This is a genomic window from Aestuariibius insulae, assembly GCF_040783535.2.
In the GTDB taxonomy this organism is placed as follows: domain Bacteria; phylum Pseudomonadota; class Alphaproteobacteria; order Rhodobacterales; family Rhodobacteraceae; genus Aestuariibius; species Aestuariibius insulae.
Map to the genome: position 1 here is coordinate 337,381 of NZ_JBFONW020000002.1, position 19,509 is coordinate 356,889.

The 19,509-nt window shown below is 61.9% G+C and carries 24 protein-coding genes; 18 read left to right on the plus strand and 6 right to left on the minus strand.

The features are described 5' to 3' along the window. Nucleotides 1-15: 15 nt before the first annotated feature. Genes AAD018_RS07925 through AAD018_RS07945 form a run of 5 tightly spaced genes read left to right on the plus strand, consistent with a single transcriptional unit; the run spans nt 16 to nt 4,101 of the window. Nucleotides 16-561: a hypothetical protein gene (locus tag AAD018_RS07925; RefSeq protein WP_367314954.1), complete on the plus strand. Its 546-nt coding sequence runs from the start codon at nt 16-18 to the stop codon at nt 559-561. Then, complete coding sequence (locus tag AAD018_RS07930) at nt 558-710, plus strand: hypothetical protein (RefSeq protein ID WP_367314955.1); 153 nt, start codon at nt 558-560, stop codon at nt 708-710. The genes AAD018_RS07925 and AAD018_RS07930 overlap by 4 nt, the downstream gene beginning before the upstream one ends. Before the next feature lie 13 nt (nt 711-723). After that, nucleotides 724-1,455: a PadR family transcriptional regulator gene (locus AAD018_RS07935; RefSeq protein ID WP_367314956.1), complete on the plus strand. Its 732-nt coding sequence runs from the start codon at nt 724-726 to the stop codon at nt 1,453-1,455. A gap of 8 nt (nt 1,456-1,463) precedes the next feature. Next, on the plus strand, nt 1,464-3,872 hold the full coding sequence (locus tag AAD018_RS07940) for a hypothetical protein (protein WP_367314957.1): 2,409 nt from the start codon (nt 1,464-1,466) through the stop codon (nt 3,870-3,872). A 1-nt stretch (nt 3,873) separates the two neighbouring features. After that, nucleotides 3,874-4,101, plus strand: a complete 228-nt coding sequence (locus AAD018_RS07945; protein WP_367314958.1) for a hypothetical protein — start codon at nt 3,874-3,876, stop codon at nt 4,099-4,101. Between the two features lie 2 nt (nt 4,102-4,103). Here the strand turns inward: AAD018_RS07945 and AAD018_RS07950 are convergent, their stop codons facing one another. Beyond that, nucleotides 4,104-5,249 (minus strand): alpha-D-ribose 1-methylphosphonate 5-triphosphate diphosphatase, encoded by a 1,146-nt coding sequence (locus tag AAD018_RS07950; protein WP_367314959.1) that lies wholly within the window; start codon nt 5,247-5,249, stop codon nt 4,104-4,106. Between the two features lie 49 nt (nt 5,250-5,298). Here AAD018_RS07950 and AAD018_RS07955 point away from each other — a divergent pair, with 49 nt between their 5' ends. Then, on the plus strand, nt 5,299-5,979 hold the full coding sequence (locus AAD018_RS07955) for a DUF1045 domain-containing protein (RefSeq protein ID WP_367314960.1): 681 nt from the start codon (nt 5,299-5,301) through the stop codon (nt 5,977-5,979). On the opposite strand, the gene phnN is transcribed toward AAD018_RS07955, so the two are convergent. Further along, nucleotides 5,946-6,500 carry a phosphonate metabolism protein/1,5-bisphosphokinase (PRPP-forming) PhnN gene (gene phnN, locus AAD018_RS07960; protein ID WP_367314961.1) on the minus strand — a complete coding sequence of 185 codons (555 nt, stop codon included), beginning with the start codon at nt 6,498-6,500 and terminating at the stop codon, nt 5,946-5,948. The genes AAD018_RS07955 and phnN overlap by 34 nt on opposite strands. 117 nt (nt 6,501-6,617) lie before the next feature. Here phnN and phnF point away from each other — a divergent pair, with 117 nt between their 5' ends. The 11 genes from phnF (at nt 6,618) to AAD018_RS08015 (ending at nt 16,496) form a co-directional block, all read left to right on the plus strand. Then, nucleotides 6,618-7,328 (plus strand): phosphonate metabolism transcriptional regulator PhnF, encoded by a 711-nt coding sequence (gene phnF, locus AAD018_RS07965; protein ID WP_367314962.1) that lies wholly within the window; start codon nt 6,618-6,620, stop codon nt 7,326-7,328. Nucleotides 7,329-7,532: 204 nt separating this feature from the next. Beyond that, complete coding sequence (locus AAD018_RS07970) at nt 7,533-7,925, plus strand: hypothetical protein (RefSeq protein WP_367314963.1); 393 nt, start codon at nt 7,533-7,535, stop codon at nt 7,923-7,925. 10 nt (nt 7,926-7,935) lie between these two features. Further along, nucleotides 7,936-8,817, plus strand: a complete 882-nt coding sequence (locus tag AAD018_RS07975) for a DMT family transporter (RefSeq protein ID WP_367314964.1) — start codon at nt 7,936-7,938, stop codon at nt 8,815-8,817. 109 nt (nt 8,818-8,926) lie between these two features. Continuing rightward, on the plus strand, nt 8,927-10,165 hold the full coding sequence (locus AAD018_RS07980; protein WP_367314965.1) for an outer membrane protein transport protein: 1,239 nt from the start codon (nt 8,927-8,929) through the stop codon (nt 10,163-10,165). A 105-nt stretch (nt 10,166-10,270) separates the two neighbouring features. Beyond that, nucleotides 10,271-11,200 carry a DMT family transporter gene (locus AAD018_RS07985; RefSeq protein ID WP_367314966.1) on the plus strand — a complete coding sequence of 310 codons (930 nt, stop codon included), beginning with the start codon at nt 10,271-10,273 and terminating at the stop codon, nt 11,198-11,200. Nucleotides 11,201-11,231: 31 nt separating this feature from the next. Beyond that, nucleotides 11,232-12,095, plus strand: coding sequence for an ATPase (locus tag AAD018_RS07990; protein ID WP_367314967.1), 864 nt, complete (start codon nt 11,232-11,234; stop codon nt 12,093-12,095). A 34-nt stretch (nt 12,096-12,129) separates the two neighbouring features. Then, nucleotides 12,130-12,921 carry a hypothetical protein gene (locus tag AAD018_RS07995; RefSeq protein ID WP_367314968.1) on the plus strand — a complete coding sequence of 264 codons (792 nt, stop codon included), beginning with the start codon at nt 12,130-12,132 and terminating at the stop codon, nt 12,919-12,921. 115 nt (nt 12,922-13,036) lie between these two features. Continuing rightward, nucleotides 13,037-13,960, plus strand: coding sequence for a homoserine O-succinyltransferase (locus AAD018_RS08000; RefSeq protein WP_367314969.1), 924 nt, complete (start codon nt 13,037-13,039; stop codon nt 13,958-13,960). A gap of 13 nt (nt 13,961-13,973) precedes the next feature. Then, nucleotides 13,974-14,957: an alpha/beta fold hydrolase gene (locus AAD018_RS08005; RefSeq protein ID WP_412005227.1), complete on the plus strand. Its 984-nt coding sequence runs from the start codon at nt 13,974-13,976 to the stop codon at nt 14,955-14,957. A 47-nt stretch (nt 14,958-15,004) separates the two neighbouring features. After that, nucleotides 15,005-15,886, plus strand: a complete 882-nt coding sequence (ppk2, locus tag AAD018_RS08010; RefSeq protein ID WP_367314971.1) for a polyphosphate kinase 2 — start codon at nt 15,005-15,007, stop codon at nt 15,884-15,886. Beyond that, nucleotides 15,879-16,496, plus strand: a complete 618-nt coding sequence (locus tag AAD018_RS08015; RefSeq protein ID WP_367314972.1) for a TetR/AcrR family transcriptional regulator — start codon at nt 15,879-15,881, stop codon at nt 16,494-16,496. Before ppk2 ends, AAD018_RS08015 begins: the two co-directional genes overlap by 8 nt. Before the next feature lie 78 nt (nt 16,497-16,574). Here AAD018_RS08015 and AAD018_RS08020 read toward each other — a convergent pair whose 3' ends face one another. Beyond that, on the minus strand, nt 16,575-16,775 hold the full coding sequence (locus AAD018_RS08020; protein WP_367314973.1) for a helix-turn-helix transcriptional regulator: 201 nt from the start codon (nt 16,773-16,775) through the stop codon (nt 16,575-16,577). A gap of 9 nt (nt 16,776-16,784) precedes the next feature. After that, complete coding sequence (locus AAD018_RS08025; RefSeq protein ID WP_367314974.1) at nt 16,785-17,507, minus strand: hypothetical protein; 723 nt, start codon at nt 17,505-17,507, stop codon at nt 16,785-16,787. A 100-nt stretch (nt 17,508-17,607) separates the two neighbouring features. Between AAD018_RS08025 and AAD018_RS08030 the strand changes: the two genes are divergently transcribed. Further along, nucleotides 17,608-18,240 carry a sulfotransferase family protein gene (locus tag AAD018_RS08030; protein WP_367314975.1) on the plus strand — a complete coding sequence of 211 codons (633 nt, stop codon included), beginning with the start codon at nt 17,608-17,610 and terminating at the stop codon, nt 18,238-18,240. A 285-nt stretch (nt 18,241-18,525) separates the two neighbouring features. On the opposite strand, the gene rpsI is transcribed toward AAD018_RS08030, so the two are convergent. Together rpsI and rplM are read right to left on the minus strand one after the other, a co-directional pair. Further along, complete coding sequence (gene rpsI / locus AAD018_RS08035; protein WP_367314976.1) at nt 18,526-19,029, minus strand: 30S ribosomal protein S9; 504 nt, start codon at nt 19,027-19,029, stop codon at nt 18,526-18,528. A gap of 2 nt (nt 19,030-19,031) precedes the next feature. Next, nucleotides 19,032-19,493 carry a 50S ribosomal protein L13 gene (gene rplM / locus AAD018_RS08040; RefSeq protein WP_367314977.1) on the minus strand — a complete coding sequence of 154 codons (462 nt, stop codon included), beginning with the start codon at nt 19,491-19,493 and terminating at the stop codon, nt 19,032-19,034. Nucleotides 19,494-19,509: the final 16 nt, after the last annotated feature.

A 19,509-nucleotide genomic window follows, 5' to 3' on the forward strand; every position in this document is an offset into this window, starting at 1 on the left:
AAGGAGAGCTTTCCCATGCTTGATCTTGTTCTAATCGTCGGCTTCGTGATCCTTCTGGTGAGCGTGCTTGTCGCCGCTCTCAGACGGTTCGACGCCAAAAACTATTTCGACCAGGACCGCGCGCCCTTCTATGCCGAACCGGACGAGCTGGTTTCTGCGGGCCTGCTCTTTTCGCAGCGCGACCGGGATGGCGACGAAGAGCATACCTATACCGTCACCCCCGCCGGGGAGGCCGGTCTGCGCGCCTGGCTGCGCGAGCCGACGAATGATCCGGGGTTTCTGGAAAACCAGTTCGCGGGGCTCGTCGGGCCCTTTGATGCGCACAAGACGGTGTCGCAGCGCAGCACGATCCACCGCTCGCGGCTGGCGGAATACGAACGGCTCGAACAGCTTCTCGTGAACCGGCCCGAATGGCGCTACGCGCTGGCCGCTGCGCGGGTCGGGATCCGGTTCGAGCGGGCCTGCCTCGAGTTCTGGAACGACATTGCCGAGGACTGGCGCGTGAACACGGATCGGGCGGCCACCGAACAGGAGAAATACCTCAAGGAGGTCGCGACATGAAGATCAAGAACCAGGGCTTCATCGCCCTTCTTCTGCTGGCGCTTCTGCTGGGCTGGATCGTCGTCGCGCTGGTCTGGCCGTGGCTGATGCGGACCTTCTCGGAGCCCAGCATCAGCGGGTTGATCGCCCCCCTTTCAACACTGACCTAGGAGACTGTCGAAGATGCTTATCCTTATCCTCATCGTCGCCTGCATCCTGCTTTTGACGATCTACATGGTGGCCTCCGTGCGCCAGCACGACGCCGACAGCTACGCCGATCAGGACCGCGATCCGTTCTTTGCCGAATCCGCGCGGCTCGCGGCGGCGGGGCTGCTTTACGAACAGGCAGAGCGGACCTACGGGCGGCCCCGCACCTCCTACACGATCACCCCTGCCGGAGAGGCAGCTTTGCGCACCTGGCTACGTGAGCCGATGAATGATCCTGGGATGCTTAAGCTTTACTTCGCCGGGATCGTGGCGCCGACCGATGTGATCGACCTGGCGCGCCAGCAGAAGGAGCGGCATGCGCGCCGGCTTGAAGAATACGACCGGATCGAGAGCCTTCTGGGCCCCGCGCCCGAGCAGGTGCAGCCGGATGAGAAGGGCGAGGATCAGGAACGCGAGGAGGAGGAAGAAGAGGAGGAGCAGGACGAGCAGACCTCCAAGAAAAAGAAGAAGAAGGAGAAGAAGGCGTCCAAATCCGAGGAAAATGGGGCCTCTGAGGACGAGGAGGATGAGGACGAAGACGAGGACGCCAAGGAGGATCTGTCGGCCGCCGATGACGGCTGGAACGATGCGCGCGAGGCGATGGCTTTGGGCCGCAAGTTCGAGCAATTTTGCACGGATTTCTGGGCCAGCCAGGTCGACGATCCGGTCAAGAACCTGACGCTCGGCGAAGAGCGCCGGGACCATTGAGGACCGCCATGAGACAGACGCTTTTGCTCACCACCGCCTGGGCCGCGCTCTGGCCCGCGACGCTTGCTGCGCAGGACGAGTTTCCGGTCGTTCAAGCGGATGACGAAACGCGCCAGACCAGCACCGCCTGGGTGCGGCAGGAAGGGGCGGAGAACCGGCCGCTCCGCGCCATCGACGGGGCGGACAGCTTCGAGATGTTTGACGGAACGACGCTCGATCTCGCGCCCCAGGCGCCCGGGATCTATCAGGACGGCAGGGCCTCGACCGCGACGGTCGATCAGGTCGGGCGCAACAACGAGGCGTCGTTGAATCAGACCGATCCCGAAGGCGGCGCGAACGGATCCATGGTGCGAATCCTGCAAGGCGAGAACGGCGCGATGGCCGAGGATGGGATCCTTTACATCGATCAGCGCGGCGATGGCAGCGTCGCCCTGGTCGAGCAGAACGGCGTCGGCAACCGGGCCATCGGGCGTCAGACCGGCAATCAGGTCGAGGGTGGCGCGATCGCCCCCGACGATCCGCTGAGCCCTGCCCCGGACGGCAACAAGCAGACGCACACGCTCTACGGCAACGAACAGGAAAGCCAGATCGCCCAGACGGGGAAGCGGCTGATCGCCGAGGTCACGCTGGCCGATGGCGTACGCGATACCGGCCATGTCAGCCAAAGCGGGACGGGGCACAAAGCCTCCTATTCGGCCAAGGCGGGCAAGGAGCGGTCAGGCCGGGTGATCCAGTCAGGATCCGAACCGAACGCGGCGGATGTGGATGTGACCGGCGACCGGCAAAGCGTCGATATCGTGCAGGACGGCGCGGGCGGGCAGCATTCGGCGACTGCCACCCAGGCGGGCAGCGGGCACAGCGTGACCCTGCGCCAGATCGATGAGAGCACCGAGGGCGAAGGCAATATCGCGACGGTCAATCAAAAGGGCGCGGGCAACAGCGCCGAGGCGACGCAAGACGGGACCGGCGGCGGCAACAACGCCCAGATCGCGCAGGAAGGCGAGAGCTCGAGCGGGGTTCAGGCGATCATCTCGCAAAGCGGGGATGGCGGCTCCAACAAGGCCGATATCGACCAGACCGGCCAGAACCAGCGCGCGGAGGTCGTGCAGGCAGGATCCGGTGGCGGCAGCACCGGTGCAATCGATCAATCGACCGATGGCAGCAAGGACAATCAGGCGAAGGTCGATCAATCCATCTCGGCCAGTTCCGGCACCGATACCGCCGATGTCGATCAAAGCGGCAATGCCAACAGCGCCGAGGTCACGCAGAGGCGCGAGAGCGGCGGCACCGGACATGTCGCCAATGTCGCGCAGCCCGGCGTTCAGAATGCAGCGATGCTCGATCAGACCGGTGTGGCCCAGAAATCAAATGTCGCTCAGGACGGCTCTGAAAACGAGGCCGACGTCACGCAAGGCGGCACGGGCGGGCATATCTCGGATGTGGATCAGAACGGCACGAAGAACACCGCTACGCTCGATCAAAGCGGCAATGGCGGCAGCAACGAGGCCGGGATCGACCAATCCGTGGCGGGCACCGAAGCCAATAGCGCCGAGATCATCCAGACCGGCGCGCGCGGGCTCAACGTCGCGGATATCGATCAATCGCAGCAGGAGAACTCTGCCCGGATCGAGCAAAGCGGCGATGAAGGCGGCGCAGGGCACAAGGCCACGATCACCCAGCCCGGCACGAGCAATAGCGGCGAGATCGCTCAGGACGGGCAGACGCTGGAAGCGCAGATCTCGCAGAACGGATCGGGTAATCGAGGGGTTATCCAGCAAAGTGGATCCGGCCCGGCGAGCAAGGCGCAGATCTCCTCAAGCGAGGGAGCGCAGGGCAATTCGGCCGAGATCGTGCAGACCTCCGGCGGGATCGTCGCCGCAATCGATCAGGGCTCGTCAGGAAATACCGCGCGGCTGGAGCTGAGCAACGGCGATCCCCAGAACGGGACTGACACTGTCGACGTCGATCAAAGCGGCGGGTCGGACAATTCCGCCATCGTCACCGTCTCGGGCAAGGGCACGGGCCGCACCGCGACCGTCGCGCAGCAGGGCGAGGCCGGAGAGGTCGAGATCGCGCTGGACGGCCCCGGCAACACGATCGGGCTGAAGGCGCAGCAAAGCGGTGATCGCAACGTGATCGCCTCGAGCCATAGCGTCGAGGGCGGAACCGGTCTGACCGCGACATTCCAGCAGGACGGCGACGAGAACGAGATCCGGATGGAGCAATCGGGCTATCAGCTGACCGCCAAGATCACGCAGACCGGGAACGGCAACAGCGTGGATCTGACGCAGACCGGCAACGGCTATGCGGTCACGATCACGCAGGTCGGTGACGGGCACAGCTTTTCGATGTCCTATAGCGGGCCGACCGATCAGGGCGGCGGCTACACGATCGAGCAGCGCAAGGAGGGGCAGTGAGATGCGGGCGCTCCTTCTGATGCTGGCCTTGATGCCGGGACCTGGTCTAGCCGACGAGAGCACGGACCCCTGCCCCGCGGGCGCGGCCCAAAGCGGTGAGATCCCGCTGGAGCGCGTGACAATCCGCTATTGCGAGACGGGCGATCTGGTGCGCCTCGTGATCGACGATCATGACCGGCAAAGCGTGACGGTGATCGATATCCCCCCGGTGGAGACCCCGGCGGAGTAGGATCAGGCGACCTGCCTGCCTGCCGACCAGACGGATTTCACGATGGAGGTGCCGCTCGCGATGGCAAAGCGGGCGAGATCTGCGCGCTGGCCTGGCACAAGCTCTCCGCGGTCGGTCAGGCCGACGGACCGCGCAGGGGTCGACGTCACGGTCGCGATGCCCCTGGGCAGATCGCCCCAGATCTCTCCCAACATCGTCGCCCCGAGCAGCAGCGAGGCGGGCACGTAATCCGAAGACAGGATGTCGAGCCGGTCGATTTCGGCCAGATCCTTGGCCGCGACATTGCCCGAATGAGAGCCGCCGCGCACGAGGTTGGGCGTGCCGAGGATTGTGGCGATGCCCGCCTCACGGCAGGCTTGTGCCGCTTCGATCGTGGTCGGAAATTCGGCGATGGTCACGCCATGGTCCTTGCTGACGCGGACCTGTTCGGGCGTCGTGTCGTCATGGCTGGCCAGCGTGGCGCCGAAGCGGCTGGCGGCGGCCACGGTCGCGGCTTCATGGGCGGCGCCGTATTTGTTCTGAAGCGTATAGAGGAAATCGACATAGTCGCCGAATTCCGCCCGGTCGTAGTTGTGCTTGCCGCAGACGTAATCCTCGAACTTCTGGATATCGCGGAACTGGCGCTGTCCGGGGGTGTGATCCATCATCGAGACGATGCCGATCCGGTCGGCCTCGCCGAATTCGTCCAGCTCCTCGGTCAGCGTCTCGGAACAGATCTCGGCCCTGAGATGAAGGTGGTGGCTGATCTTGAGGGCACCCGCCGCGCGCATCTCGAGGATCTCGTTGGCCATCTGGCGGGCATATTTGCCGTAGCGCCGCTTCTGGTTCGACAGGATCGATCCGACGCGGATGGCGTCAAAGACGGTCGTGATACCGGTGCCTGCCAGCTCTCGGTCATGGGCGAGGATCGCAGCGCGGTGCGGCCAGTCGACATTGGGGCGCGGCGTGATGTGCCGCTCGAGGTTGTCGGTATGCAGCTCGATCAGGCCGGGGCAGATGTAGTCACCTTCGCAATCCACCGCCCCCGGGGTCCGGGACGAGCCGGGGGAGATATCGGCGATGACGCCATCGGCCACGCGCAGGCTGCCTTGGAAAATCTCGCCCGGCAGGACGAGTTTGGCATTTGAGAGAACGAGGTCATATGTCATGGATCTGTCACGCGCCTTTGGCAGGAATGGGCAGGATCGGAGGGGTCAAGTGTTTGCCAGATATACGATTTTCTACACGCCGCCTCCGGGAGATCTGTTCGAGTTCGCGGCCCGCTGGCTGGGATGGGACAGCCGGGCCGGGCGCGCCATGGACCATCTGGATCTGGACGGGATTGATGTCGCGGGGGTGACCGCGACACCGCGCAAATACGGATTTCACGGCACCGTCAAGGCTCCGTTTCGCATGGTAGACGGACAGAACCGCGCGGCGCTCGAGGCGGCACTCGAGGGGTTCGCGCGGGATCGTGCGGCGGTGGTGCTGGACGGGCTGGAGCTGAGCGTGGATCACGGATTTCTGGCGCTTCGACCCAAGACGGAGAGCCGCGAGCTGGCCGCGCTGGCCGCCGATGTCGTGCGGCAGTTCGATCCGTTCCGGGCCCCGCTGACGGATGGCGATATCGCCCGGCGCCGCAAGGCGGGGCTGAGCCCCCGGCAGGACAAGCAGATGCTCGACTGGGGCTATCCTTACATCTTCGATGATTTCAATTTTCATTTGACGCTCAGTGGTCGTTTGGCCCCTTCGGAATGTGCGGATTTGCTTCGTCGCGTCGAGCCGCTGATCGCGCCCCATCTGGCGAAGCCCTACCGGATCGGCGCTCTGGCAGTCATGGGCGAGGCATCGGAGGACGGACTGTTTCATGAGCTGAGCCGGGTCGAGCTGACCGGATAGAGCTGCTCCAGCGCCATGCGAACCGTCTTGTCCAGCGGCCCTGAATTGTCGATGAGAACGGCGCCCTCCGGCGGTATCGGTTGGGGCCGGTCCAGGCGACTGGCGACCCCGGCCCAGCTCTCGCGGCCCCGGGCGATCAGCCGCTCTTCCAGAACGGCGCGACTGGCCGTCAGGGTCAGGATCTCGAGATCCGGAAAGCGAGACCTCGCCTCGCCCAGGACGCCCCGCGAGAGATTGACCAAAAGATGCGCGCCGCGCGCAAGATCCGCCTCGATCATGCGGGGGACGCCGTAGAAAAGGCCATGCGCGCCCCAGGACAGGGCAAACTCCCCTGCCCGCTCCATCATGCGGAATGTCTCTTCATCGATGCCGTTGAACCGCTCGCCGCCCGCCTCTTCAGGCCGGGTGATCATGCGGCGAACCAGAGACAGGCGCGGCTCGGCGCGGCAAAGCGCCTCCATCACAGTGTCCTTGCCCACACCCGATGGGCCCACGACAGCGATCAAGCGTCCGGCGCTCATGGGATGGGGTTCTGGGGTCATCTAGACACATTCCCGAGTTATCTATACAACTAGACAAACAATAGATCCATGCGATCTGCCCGTCCATCCTTATCTCGAGACAGGTCTCACAATACCATGACCCGAACGCCGATCTGGAAATCGATTGCCGCCGTGCTGATGCAGGAGATCGCGGACGGTCACTACAGATCCGGAGACAAGCTGCCGACCGAAGTGAAACTCGCATCCCGGTTCGGGGTGAACCGGCATACGGTGCGCCACGCGCTTAAATCCATGGCGGAGGACGGCCTCGTCCACGCGCGGCGCGGCGCGGGCGTCTTCGTGGCGCAGGTGCCAACGGAGTATCCGATCGGGCGGCGTATGCGCTTTCACCAGAACCTCGCCGCCGCGGGCCGTATCCCAGCCAAGGAGATTCTGAACATGGAAACGCGCCTCGCCGGCCCGAGCGAGCGTGAAGCGCTGGAGCTGCCCAAAGAGGCCGAGGTCCATGCCTATGAGGGGCTGTCGCTCGCGGACAGCCAGCCCATCGCGGTCTTTCGCAGCGTCTTTCCAGCGGCGCGCTTTCCCGGTCTTCTTGCCGCGCTCGAAGAGACCCGTTCGGTCACGAGCGCGCTGGCCCGGCACGGGGTCGAGGATTACACCCGCGCCTCCACCCGGCTGACGGCAACGGCCGCAGATGCCACTCAGGCGCTGCATCTGCGGGTCACCGAGGGCGATCCGATCCTCAGAACCGTTGGGATCAACGTCGATCCGGACGGCGTGCCTGTGGAATACGGGCATAGCTGGTTCGCCGGAGACCGCGTGACGCTGACGATCGATGATCTGTAACGATCCGTGAGTTGCGCCTTCCCCGGATGGCGCGGATCTTCTGCGCACCGGCCAGTTCGAGCGCGCCGAAATCGCGGTTGAGGGCGGCAAAGTTCGGCTGACCCCGGATCGACCTATTGCCCCAGCGGCAGGCAGGCAGTATCGGCAAGGACGGATACGGGAGAGGCGACCGGTATCCATCATCTGGCCATCTGGGGAGGGGTCATGCTGCGCCACGCGCCGCGCTATCTGTTCATTGCCGTGCGGACCGCGATCCTTGCCGGGCTCGCGGCTCTTGTTGCGTGGCCGCAAACAGCCGAGGCGCGCAAACTGCTCTGCCATGGCTCGGATCCTGGCTTCAGCCTGACGATCGAGAACGGAAGCGAGGTCGCCTTCGATTATCTGGGCGACGGCACCTTCACGTTGGATCCGCCACTTCCCCCGGTGGCGACGCGGTCCGATCACAGCCTGATCACCGCCAGATCCGCCTTCGATGTGACGATCGAGACCCGGCGCTGCCGCACGCTAAGCGCGACACTGCCGGTCCGGCTCGAGGTGCGGGTGCCGACGATGGACGGGCCGATGTCGATGCCGGCCTGCTGCCTCTGGTCCGACTGACCGCGCGGCCATGTCCCCGACGATCAAAGCGGCGTTCTGGATGGTCGGCGCCATCCTGTCCTTCACGACGATGGCCATTGCCGGACGGCAGCTGGGCGGGATTCTCGATACGTTCGAAATCATGCTCTACAGAAGCCTGACGGGTCTGCCGATCGTCCTTGTCATCGCAACCCTCACAGGATCCATCGCGACGGTCGGCACCTCCAAGGCGGGGGCGCATCTGGTGCGGAACGTCTTTCACTTCACCGGCCAGAACCTTTGGTTCGCGGCCATCGCCCTGATCCCGCTCGCGCAGGTCTTTGCGCTGGAATTCACCTCGCCGATCTGGGCGATGCTGCTGACGCCGCTGATCTTGCGCGAACGCCTCACCGCGATGAACCTGCTGGCGGGCGCCATCGGCTTTGCCGGGATCCTGCTGGTCACGCGCCCGTCTGCCAGCACTCTCGATATCGGAACGCTCGCAGCCGCGGGTGCGGCGATCTTTTTCGCGATCACCAACCTTTTGACGCGCAAGCTGACGCGGACCCAAAGCCTGACCGAGATCCTGGTTTACCTGACTGCAACGCAGGTCGTCTTTGGCCTGGTCTGCGCGGGCTATGACGGGGACATCGCCCTGCCGGATCTGCAAACCGGACCCTGGTTGGTCCTGATCGGGATCGCGGGTCTATGCGCGCATCTATGCCTGACGACAGCCCTGACGCTCGCCCTCGCAACCATCGTAATGCCGATGGATTTCGCCCGGCTTCCGCTGATCGCCGTCGTGGGTTGGGCCGTCTATGGCGAAGCGCTCGAGCTGGCCGTCCTCGCCGGCGCCGCCATCATCATATGTGCGAATTTGCTCAATCTGAGGGCGAGCGCCGGAAATCGGGCGGGTAATATTGCTAAAATGTGACAGGGCTTTCGGGTAATAAGCGTGACTTGGCGTCACAATTGACCGTTAAAATGCCGCATCCCTATGGTGGTGCTCAATCGCAGGGCACTTTCAGGACAGGGACACCCACATGAAACGAGTATTCACGGTCGGCGCAGCACTCATGATGACGGCCTCCGCCGTCAGTGCGGCAGGGATCGAGCGCAACCGCCTTTCCTATTCGACAATGTACGAGCCGGGTGACTATCTCGAACTGCAGTGGTCCACGGTGTCCACCGATGTAACCGGTGATTATGACGATGATCTCGCCGCTCTTGGCGGATCCGATAGCACGGGCGATATGTCGAACGACTACTTCTCTGTCGGTCTGGCCTACAAGAACCAGTTGAACGATCAGCTAAGCCTTGGCTTCTTCCTGAACCGGCCCTACGGCGCGGACGCGCAGTATTCGCAAGGCGTCTACACCGGCCTCGAGGCAGAGTGGAAAAGCCGTCAGGCCGCCGTTCTGCTGCGCTATGCTCTGAATTCGAATTTCTCGGTCTATGGCGGCCTGCGTTACGTCGAATCCCAGCCTGACATCATGATCCCAGACATCCTCGTCCGCGGCGCTGCCGGAAACCGCGCGCAAGAACTGCAGGCCGAGGCTCAGGCCGCTGCGGCGGCGGGCGATCTCGCCACAGCGCAGGAGCTTGGAGCGGAGGCGACCCGCCTTGGCGGAACGGCCCTGAGCCCCACGGACGTCACTTACACGGCCAGAACCGAGCGTGACGGAGCGGTCGGCTATGTCGCAGGCGTCGCCTACGAACGCCCGGAGATCGCACTTCGTGTCGCGCTGACTTACGAATCCAGCCTTGAATACGAATTCGACACCAAAGAAGTTTTCGCCGGTCGTCCTGATCTGAGCGACGACGATACCACGACCGAGATCGAGATGCCGCAAACCATCGCTCTCGATTTCCAGACCGGCATTGCACAGGACACGCTGCTGTTCGGCACGATCCGCTGGTCGGAATGGTCCGTTTGGGAAGTCCAGCCCGACGCCTATCTCAACGCGACCGGTGGCCGCGTCACGGGCATCGATGACGATGCGATGGAATATACGCTCGGTGTCGGTCGCAGATTGACCGAGGACTTCTCGGCCTTTGTCCGCGTGAAACATGAGCCCGGCAATGGCGAGGAAGCTTCCCGCCTTGCCCCGACGGATGGTCTGACGAGCGTTGGCTTCGGCGGCACATATAACTACGAGGATATCAAGCTCACGGGTGGTGTCGAATTCGTCAATCTTGGCGATGCGGAAGACAGCTCCAATACCGATTTCTCGGACAACTCCGCCGTAGCGGTCGGCCTGAATATCGGCTTCCGCTTCTAAGCCGTCTTGCGAACGAACAGACGGGCAGCCCTTTTTTAGGGGCCGCCCGTTTTCATGCGCATGTTTCGGATCGCTCTCGGCCCGCCTGCCCCGTAGGCTGCGGGCATGACCGACCAAAAGACCCTCTCCACCGGCGCCTGGATCCAGCTTGCCTTGCTCGCCCTGATCTGGGGCGGCTCGTTCCTGTCGATCCGTATCGCGCTTGATGAGGTCGGTCCGCTGACCTCCGTCGCCCACCGGACCTTCTGGGCTATGCTGGTCCTCTGGATCTACATCGCACTGCGCCGCGACGCCCTGCCCCGCGACCCACGGATCTGGGGCGCCTTCTTCGTCATGGGACTACTCAATAACGTGATCCCGTTCGGCCTGATGGCCTGGGGACAGCTCCATATCGAAACCGGCCTGACCTCGATCCTCAACGCCTCGACCGCGATCTTCGGCGTGCTCGCGGCTGCTATCGCCTTCCGGGACGAGCGACTGACGCCGCGCCGCGCCCTCGGCGTGACCATCGGCTTTCTCGGTGTCGCGACCGCCATCGGTCTGGGCAACCTAGTGAATTTCGACATCCGCTCGCTCGCGCAGCTGGCCATCATCGGCGGCACGATCAGCTACGCCGCCGCCAGCGTCTGGGCGCGCCTGACCCTTTCCGGCTTGCGCCCCGAGGTCGCCGCCGCCGGGATGCTCACCGGATCGACGCTCGTGACCCTGCCCGCGGCATGGCTGGTCGAGGGTCCCATCTCCCTCGCGCTCCAGCCGGACACATGGACCGCCATCGCCTATTACGCCGTCATCGCCACCGCAGGCGCCTATCTCCTTTACTACCGCATCCTCAGCTCAGCAGGCAGCGGTAACCTGCTGCTCTGCACCCTCCTGATCGCGCCCGTCGCCATCACCCTCGGCGCCATCGTGCGCGACGAAACCCTCCCGCCGCAAGCCTATCTCGGCTTCGCCCTCCTCGCCCTCGGCCTTCTGATCCTCGACGGGCGCCTGTTCCGCAAACGCCCCACAGCCCGCCCAAGACCCGGAGCCTATTGACAAAACCGCCCTCTCTCGCGCTAACCGGGACATGCTCTACGACACCGCACAGGCCTGGCACGACGCCCCGCAAAAGCGTATCCTGCTCTTCGGGATGTCGGGCCTCGGCAAGACCCACATCTCGGACATGCTCCGCCGCACGGGGAAGTGGTTCCACTACTCCGTCGACTACCGCATCGGCACCCGCTACCTGGGCGAGCGCATCGCCGACAACGCCAAGGCGCATGCGATGCAGGTCCCCTTCCTGGCCGAGCTACTGCGCACGGACTCGATCTACATCGCCTCCAACATCACCTTCTCGAACCTCGCCCCCCTTTCCGCCTGGCTGGGCAAACCGGGCGATCCGGCCAAGGGCGGGCTAGACTGGGACGAATACCGCCGCCGCCAGAACGCTCACCGCGAAGCCGAGATCGCAGCGCTCCTCGACACCGTCCCCTTCATCGACCGCGCCGAGCAGCTTTACGGCTACCCCCATTTCGTCTGCGATAGCGGAGGCTCCATCTGCGAGGTCGTCGACCCGGCGGACCCCGCCGATCCCGTGATGACCGCGCTCAGCGCCCACATGCTCCCCGTCTGGATCAAGGGCAGCGACGCCCATACCGAAGAGCTGATCACCCGCTTCGACGCCGCCCCCAAACCGATCTACTACCGCCCGCACGAACTCGAAGCCTCCTGGCGCACCTATCTGGCCGAAACCGGAGCCCGCGAGGCCACCGTCGACCCCGACGCGTTCATCCGTTGGGCCTATGCCCGCGTCATCAAAGACCGCCAGCCCCGCTACGAGGCCATGGCGAAATGGGGCGTGACGGTCAGCGCGGATGACGTGGCGCGGGTGCGGGGGCCGGAGGATTTGGAGGAGTTGGTGTCGGGGGCGATTGTAAGGCGGGAGCTTTGATGACTGATCGCCTATTGTGCTTGAGAGGAAAAGTATGAGTTCGGTCTTCGAAGAACGCTTTGTGATATTCATAGACATACTCGGTTTTGCTGACATGATTTCTGAAGCAAAACGTTCTCCCGCTGGAGAAATGGCGGAGCGTGTTGATAAAGCTTTGACTAGAATTGAAAATATGGGTTTGCATGGTCCGGATCGTGTGTGCCCCGAACCAAGCATAGACGGATATCACAGTCATATCTTCTCGGATTGCATCGTAATTTCTGTTTCTCCTGAGCCATCTGCTGTTTCAAAGCTAACAATCGAGCTGGCTAAGCTGACACTTAGCCTAATGGAAATTGGGGTTTGGATACGAGGCGGAATGTCTCATGGTCAGATTTCAAGAAAAAAAACGGCACCTTGGGGACCCGCGATTGTCGAGGCGTATGAGGTTGAGAGTAAGCTCGCGGTTTTTCCAAGGATCGCGCTGAGCGAAAGCGCTGTTCAATTTTTTGATCAGAGTGCGGAAAGCAGCAAGGAAGATAGATTCCTTATTCGTGATAGCGATGGTGTTTGGTCACTCGCTCCCTTCATCTGGGCCGCGCATGATTCGAAAACGGAAAGACCTTTCCTTACAGAGGTTCGCGCAAAGAATATTAAAGAGAAACTAGAAGAGGCACACCGTAGAATTGTTGATAAACCTGCTGTCTTCCGAAAAATTGACTGGCTTATCGAGAAGTGGGACTGGCACCTCAAGCCTGAAGGTGGCGTACCGGCCTTTGATTGTAGAACTGAAATTGGAAAGAAGCATGATCTTGTTAGGATCTTCAATGAGGCTCTTGATGACTAACAGTCATGCAACTTGCTAACTACAGCAAATCTTCCAATCTTCTGCCGCTTCCCCCCACCTTGAGCATCCCCCCCATCCCGCCTATCTCGGACGTTCCGACCACCGGAGACGTTCCATGCCGATCACATTGCCTGCCTCCCTGCCTGCCTTCGACGTCCTGACCGAGGAAGGCGTCATGGTCATGGCCGAAGATCAGGCGGCGCGGCAGGATATCCGCCCGCTTCGGATCGGGCTGCTCAATCTGATGCCCAAGAAGATCCAGACCGAAACGCAGTTCGCGCGTCTGATCGGGGCGACTCCGCTGCAGATCAAGTTCAGCCTCATCCGCATGTCCGAACACCAGACGCGCAACACCGCCTCCGAGCATATGGCCGAATTCTATCGCCCCTTTCAGGACGTCAGGGGCGAGAAATTTGACGGCCTCATCATCACCGGCGCGCCGATCGAACACCTCCCCTTCGAAGAGGTCACCTATTGGGACGAGCTGACCGAGGTGATGGACTGGACGCAGACCAACGTGCATTCCACCTTCGGGGTCTGCTGGGGCGGGATGGCGATGCTCAACCATTTCCACAGCGTGCCCAAGCATATGCTGGACGCCAAGCTCTTCGGCTGCTTCCGGCATGCCAATCTTGCGCCGAACTCGCCCTATCTGCGCGGCTTCTCGGATGATTGCGTCGTCCCCGTCTCGCGTTGGACCGAAATCCGCGCAAAGGATCTGCCCGCAGGCGTCACGCAGCTTCTGGGCAGCAACGAGACCGGCCCCTGCCTGATCGAGGATCCGGCCCATCGCGCGATCTATATCCTCAACCATTTCGAGTATGACAGCGGCACGCTCAAGCAGGAATACGACCGCGATCTGGCGCAATCGCAGGTCGCAGGCCAGCAGATCCAGACGCCGCTCAACTACTTCCCGGATGACGATCCCGCGAGGGCGCCGCTCAACCGGTGGAGAAGCCACGCGCATCTTCTATATGGCAACTGGATCAACGAGATATACCAGACCACCCACTTTGACATGACCCTGATCGGCAGCTGACCCGGATATGAAATTGGCCCTGACCCTCGCGCTGTCCTCCCTGCTCGCCCTGACGGGATGCGCCGCCATCACCGACCGCATCGCCGACCGCAAGGAAGCGCGCGCCGCCATCAGCTTTCCGCCAGGCGGGCAGCTCATCGATGTCGGCGGCGGTCGCCAGGTCCATGCGGTCGTCGGCGGGCGCGGCCCCGATCTGGTGCTGATCCACGGCGCCTCGGGCAATACCCGCGATTTCACCTTCGATTTTGCGCAACGCCTTGCGGATCGCTACCGCGTCATCGTGCTTGACCGGCCCGGGCTGGGTTGGAGCGACCGCGCCGATCCGCGCTATAACGAGGCCTTCCTCGCCGATGCCGAAAGCCCGCGCGAGCAGGCCCGGATGCTCAAGGCCGCGACCGATGCGCTTGGCGTCGAGGATCCCATCGTTCTGGGCCATTCCTATGGCGGGGCCGTCGCGCTGGCCTGGGCGCTGGAATTCCCCGATCATCCTTCCGCTCTCGTCATCGTCTCGGGCGCGACGAACCCCTGGCCCGGCGATCTGGGTCCGCTCTACAAGATCAACGGCTCCTCCCTCGGCGGCGCGGTCATCCCGCCGCTTGTCGCAGCCTATGCCCCGCGCGACCGGCTTTTGCCCGGCATCGTGGAGGCGATCTTTCAGCCGAACCCGGTCCCCGAGGGTTATCTCGATTTCGTCGGCGCGGACCTGTCAATCCGTCGCAGCACGCTGCGCGCCAATGCCCGCCAGGTGAACACGCTCAAGGCCGACGTGGTCGAGATGTCCCCGCTTTATCCGACCATCGACATGCCGGTCGAGATCCTGCACGGCGCCGAAGACCCGATCGTCCCGCCCGAAATCCACTCCGTCCGACTTTACGAGCAGATCGAAGGCGCGCAGCTGCGCCTCATCGACGGTGTCGGCCATATGCCCCACCACGTCGCCCCGGACGAGGTGATCGCCGCCATCGACCGCGCCGCCTCACGCGCCGGATTGCGCTAAGCCCCTGACATCGCCATATGTGTAGGCCCGAAGTGAAAGGCCGCAACATGTCCCTCCCCTTTGACGGCGCGATCAGCGACTATGCCCGGACCGACGCCCCCGCCTGGGTGCGCGAGCAGATCAAGGACGCCAAGAAGAACGCCGTCCTCGACCCCGAATTCCCCTACGAGACCCGCTGGAACAAGGACGCTTACGAGGACGCGATGGCAGCCCTCCAAATCGAGCTGGTCAAGCTGCAATCCTGGACCCGCTCCAGCGGCGCCCGCATCTGCGCCATCTTCGAAGGACGGGACGCTGCCGGAAAGGGCGGCAATATCAAGCGCTTCCGCGAGAACCTTAACGCCCGCGGCGTCCACACCGCCGCCCTCCCCAAACCCTCCGAGCGCGAGGCGGGCCAGTGGTACTTCCAGCGCTACATTCAACACCTGCCCGCCGCCGGAGAGATCACGCTCTTTGACCGCTCCTGGTACAATCGCGGCGTGGTCGAGGATGTCTTCGGCTTCTGCACCCCCGATGAGCGCGCCCTTTTCTTCGATCAGGTCGTCCCGTTCGAGCAGATGCTGGTCGAGGACGGCATTCACCTCTTCAAGATCTGGCTAACCGTGGGCCGCGCCGAACAGCTGCGCCGCATGCTCGACCGCGAGGGTGATCCGCTCAAGCAATGGAAGCTCTCGGGCATCGATGTTAAAGGCCTGCCGCTTTACGACCGCTACACGCAATCCATCGGCGAGACGCTCGACCGCACCCATACCGAGGCCGCCCCCTGGACCGTCATCCGCGCCGATGACAAGCGCCGCGCCCGCGTTCAGGTCCTGCGCGCGATCCTGTCGCAGATCCCTTATGACGGCCGCGATGACAGCGTCGTCCACCCGATCGACAGCCAGATCACCGGCGGCCCGGACCTCTGGCACGCGGCGCTGCATGCCTAAACGCGGCTATCACCACGGCAACCTCAAATCCGCCCTCGTCGAAGCCGCCCTCCAGCTGGTCGAGGAGAAGGGCCCGACCGGCTTCACCCTGTCGGAGGCCGCCAAACGCGCAGGCGTCACCCCCGCCGCCGTCTACCGGCATTTCGCGGGCCGCGAAGACCTGATAGCCGAGGGCGCCCGCCAGGGCTACGCGATCTTCGCCGACCTGATGGAGCACGCCTACGCGGACGGCCAGCCCTCTGCCCTCGCCGCCTTCGAGGCGACGGGCCGCGCCTATCTCGCCTTCGCGCGCAAGTTCCCGGGCCATTACATGGCGATGTTCGAATCCGGCATCTCGGTCCAGCGCACGCCCGAGCTGGCCGCCGCCGCCGGGCGCAGCAGCGCCATCCTGAACCGCGCCGCCGCGCAGCTGTCCGAGCACATTCCGGCCGAAAAGCGCCCCCCGCCCGAGATGTTCTCCGCCCATATCTGGGCCATGTCCCACGGCGTCGTCGAGCTCTTCGCCCGAGGCTCCCCCGGCACCCGCTCCCCCTTCCCGCCCGAAGACCTGCTCGAGACGGGGATCGGGGTCTATTTGCGGGGGCTGGGGCTTATTCCGCCGGATGAGTGAGGAAAGCGCAAGCAGCCTGTAAAGGCGTGCGTTTATCTGTCCATTCTCGAGTATGGACAGAAAAAAATTGAGGACGGATTATTCATCTAAAAAGAAAATGTCTTCCACACTTGAGCCAAGGACTCGCGATATCTTCAATGAGATAATCGTTGAGGGAATAAACACTGAATTTTCTATTGTATTTATCGTTTTTCGCGAAACCCCGACGGCGTCCGCCAATTTCTGCTGCGTAATATTCTGTTCCAGACGAATCTTCCTGAGGTTATTTCTCAGTTTCATTCGTTCAAATCAGCCTTGCCGCTCCATTTGGTATATAAGAAGATCCCGAAAAAACCTGAAAACAAATGCAATAAAGAGAGCATAAGCCCAGAGAGGAGCCTGAGAAAGACCTGCCTCTTCGAATATAATCAATGCAATGACAATACAAGCTGAGATATTTAACGAAAGGGTGGTTGCAGACAATTGACTTGCAACAAGGCGCTCATCACCCCGGTATGGAGCGTCATGCTTAAACCCCATAAATTTTCTCATTGGAATTCTAAGAAAGGAGGGAAGTAGATCAAGATTATGAAGGATTACATAGATCAAAAAGAAAATCAAAATAATTATAGTTGATATATTCCCCTCAGACGAAAAGTTTAAAAAATGTCTAGATAGCGTATTCTCTCCAAAATGCTCAAGAAAGATCGAGCGGAGCAATAAGAGAGAAAAAAGACCTCGATAAAAAATATTCCAAAAAAGATCGTTTTGGAACTCATCTTCGTCAAACTTTTTATCTTTGTTAGATTCAATCGCCTCTTCTGAGTTAGAAGCCTCTATAAGATCCTGCGAGAAAAATCTTAAAAGGAAGAAAAGAGAAATAAAGATAGCCGCTTCTAAAATCTCTGTCTTTGGCGTTCGCCCTTGGATGCCGAATGCCGACAGCGCGCTAACTTCGCCGACACTCATTAGAAAAAACAGGACAAGCATTATCGCCGAAACGATGGCAATCAGTGCACGTGCTTCTGACATCTTGAAAACCTCCGCATCGGCTATGATACTTTTGAAAGAATATACATGTAACCCTAAGGTTACATACAGCCTTTGATATGGCAAGTCTATAGGAAGAATAATGCCTCTCTCCATCATCTGCCCCGGCATGGGCCGCACCGGCACCGAGAGCCTGCGCCTCGCCCTGATCGAGCTGGGCTTCGGCCCGTGCCACCACATGGTCGAGATCCGCGCCCGTGCCGATCTCATCGACCCATGGCGCGCCATTCAGGACGGAGCTGAGCCCGACTGGCCCGCGATCTTCGAGGATTTTCAGTCTCAGGCCGACTGGCCCGGCGCGACCTACTGGCGGGAGATCACGGCGGCCTTCCCCGAGGCCAAGGTTATCCTCAGCCTGCGGGACGCCGATAGCTGGTACAAAAGCCTCACCAAAACGATCCTGCCCTTCGTCGCCCAAAAAGGGCAGCACAGCCCGCCGCATCGCAATGATATCGCCCAGTGGTGCGAGACTATGTTCGACCGCGTCTTCGACGGGCGTGTCCACGATCCGGACCACGCCAAATCCGTCTTCGAGGCCCATAACGCTGCCATCATCGACGAGATCCCGCCAGAGCGCCTTTTGGTCTACCCCGTCGGCTCCGGCTGGGAGCCGCTTTGTACTTTCCTGAAGGTTCCGGTCCCAACGACCCCCTATCCGTCCGGCAACACGACCGAGGATTTCAATAAGCGGATCGCCGAGAACCTGATCGACTAGGCTCCAGTCTGGCTCAATATCTCAGTCAGAGGCGGTAGGCCGCTACGTCCCGTTTGTCTTTGAACCGACAATAATTCCACTCAGGCGCGGCCATTGGCCTTTGGATGATGAACAGTCACCCGGCATGCCACAATTGAGACCGATTAAATACCGACGCGATACCGACCGGATACCGCACAGAAAGGTTGGTTAAAAACCCTGCGGATTTTGATAACGAAGATAAACCCGCCAGATGCAAAAGGCCGCCCCGAAGGACGGCCTTTCCTGTCCGAAACGAAGGCTCGATCAGCGCTTCGAGAACTGGAAGCTCTTGCGCGCCTTCGCCTTACCGTACTTCTTGCGCTCCACCACGCGGCTGTCGCGTGTGAGGAACCCGGCGGCCTTGAGAGCGCCGCGCAACGAGGGATCATAAAGCTGCAAAGCCTTGGATATTCCGTGCTTTACGGCGCCCGCCTGACCCGAAAGACCGCCGCCCTTGACGGTCGCCATCACGTCGAACTGACCGTCGACACCAGCCACCGAGAACGGCTGGCGCAGGATCATCTGCAGAACGGGACGGGCAAAATACTTGTCCATCTCCTTGCCGTTGACGCTGACCTTGCCGGAGCCCGGCTTGATCCAGACGCGTGCGACGGCGTCTTTACGTTTGCCCGTGGCGTAAGAGCGTCCCAGCTCGTCCCGCACCGGCTCGCGAGGGGTTGAAGTTTCAGGCGCAACCCCCTGAACTCCTCCAATATCTTCGGTCACGGCCTTGGCCAGTTCGTCTAGTGTGGTCACCTGCTCAGCCATGGTTAACCCTCCCGCGTGTTTTTGGAGTTCATCGACTTCACGTCAAGAACCTCGGGGTTTTGTGCATCATGCGAATGCTCGGAGCCCGCGAAAACACGCAGGTTTGTCAATTGCTTACGGCTCAGGCTGTTGCCCGGAAGCATCCGCTTGACCGCCTGCATGACGACCCGCTCGGGATGTGCGCCATCAAGGATCTGTCCGGTCGTCCGGCTCTTGATCCCGCCCGGATAGCCGGTGTGCCAATAGTTTGGTTTATCACGCTTTTTTCCGGTCAGCTGGACCTTGTCCGCGTTGATGACGATGACATTGTCGCCCATATCCATATGGGGCGTGAACGTCGCCTTGTGCTTGCCCCGAAGGCGCATGGCAACAATCGAAGCAAGACGGCCCAAAACGACGCCTTCAGCATCGATCAGGATCCATTTCTTGTCGATATCGCCGGGAGTGGCTGTGTAGGTTTTCATAAGGTCACCCGTATCG

Coding starts and splice junctions, on each gene's coding strand:
- AAD018_RS07975 (WP_367314964.1), top strand. CDS start 7,936: ATGTCCCCGACGATCAAAGCGGCGTTCTGGATGGTCGGCGCCATCCTG.
- phnN (WP_367314961.1), bottom strand. CDS start 6,500: ATGAGCGCCGGACGCTTGATCGCTGTCGTGGGCCCATCGGGTGTGGGC.
- AAD018_RS07995 (WP_367314968.1), top strand. CDS start 12,130: ATGAGTTCGGTCTTCGAAGAACGCTTTGTGATATTCATAGACATACTC.
- AAD018_RS07930 (WP_367314955.1), top strand. CDS start 558: ATGAAGATCAAGAACCAGGGCTTCATCGCCCTTCTTCTGCTGGCGCTT.
- AAD018_RS07970 (WP_367314963.1), top strand. CDS start 7,533: ATGCTGCGCCACGCGCCGCGCTATCTGTTCATTGCCGTGCGGACCGCG.
- AAD018_RS07985 (WP_367314966.1), top strand. CDS start 10,271: ATGACCGACCAAAAGACCCTCTCCACCGGCGCCTGGATCCAGCTTGCC.
- AAD018_RS08030 (WP_367314975.1), top strand. CDS start 17,608: ATGCCTCTCTCCATCATCTGCCCCGGCATGGGCCGCACCGGCACCGAG.
- AAD018_RS08020 (WP_367314973.1), bottom strand. CDS start 16,775: ATGAAACTGAGAAATAACCTCAGGAAGATTCGTCTGGAACAGAATATT.
- AAD018_RS07940 (WP_367314957.1), top strand. CDS start 1,464: ATGAGACAGACGCTTTTGCTCACCACCGCCTGGGCCGCGCTCTGGCCC.
- AAD018_RS07925 (WP_367314954.1), top strand. CDS start 16: ATGCTTGATCTTGTTCTAATCGTCGGCTTCGTGATCCTTCTGGTGAGC.
- AAD018_RS07990 (WP_367314967.1), top strand. CDS start 11,232: ATGCTCTACGACACCGCACAGGCCTGGCACGACGCCCCGCAAAAGCGT.
- AAD018_RS07980 (WP_367314965.1), top strand. CDS start 8,927: ATGAAACGAGTATTCACGGTCGGCGCAGCACTCATGATGACGGCCTCC.
- rplM (WP_367314977.1), bottom strand. CDS start 19,493: ATGAAAACCTACACAGCCACTCCCGGCGATATCGACAAGAAATGGATC.
- AAD018_RS08025 (WP_367314974.1), bottom strand. CDS start 17,507: ATGTCAGAAGCACGTGCACTGATTGCCATCGTTTCGGCGATAATGCTT.
- AAD018_RS07945 (WP_367314958.1), top strand. CDS start 3,874: ATGCGGGCGCTCCTTCTGATGCTGGCCTTGATGCCGGGACCTGGTCTA.
- AAD018_RS07950 (WP_367314959.1), bottom strand. CDS start 5,249: ATGACATATGACCTCGTTCTCTCAAATGCCAAACTCGTCCTGCCGGGC.
- AAD018_RS08015 (WP_367314972.1), top strand. CDS start 15,879: ATGCCTAAACGCGGCTATCACCACGGCAACCTCAAATCCGCCCTCGTC.
- AAD018_RS08000 (WP_367314969.1), top strand. CDS start 13,037: ATGCCGATCACATTGCCTGCCTCCCTGCCTGCCTTCGACGTCCTGACC.
- phnF (WP_367314962.1), top strand. CDS start 6,618: ATGACCCGAACGCCGATCTGGAAATCGATTGCCGCCGTGCTGATGCAG.
- ppk2 (WP_367314971.1), top strand. CDS start 15,005: ATGTCCCTCCCCTTTGACGGCGCGATCAGCGACTATGCCCGGACCGAC.
- rpsI (WP_367314976.1), bottom strand. CDS start 19,029: ATGGCTGAGCAGGTGACCACACTAGACGAACTGGCCAAGGCCGTGACC.
- AAD018_RS07935 (WP_367314956.1), top strand. CDS start 724: ATGCTTATCCTTATCCTCATCGTCGCCTGCATCCTGCTTTTGACGATC.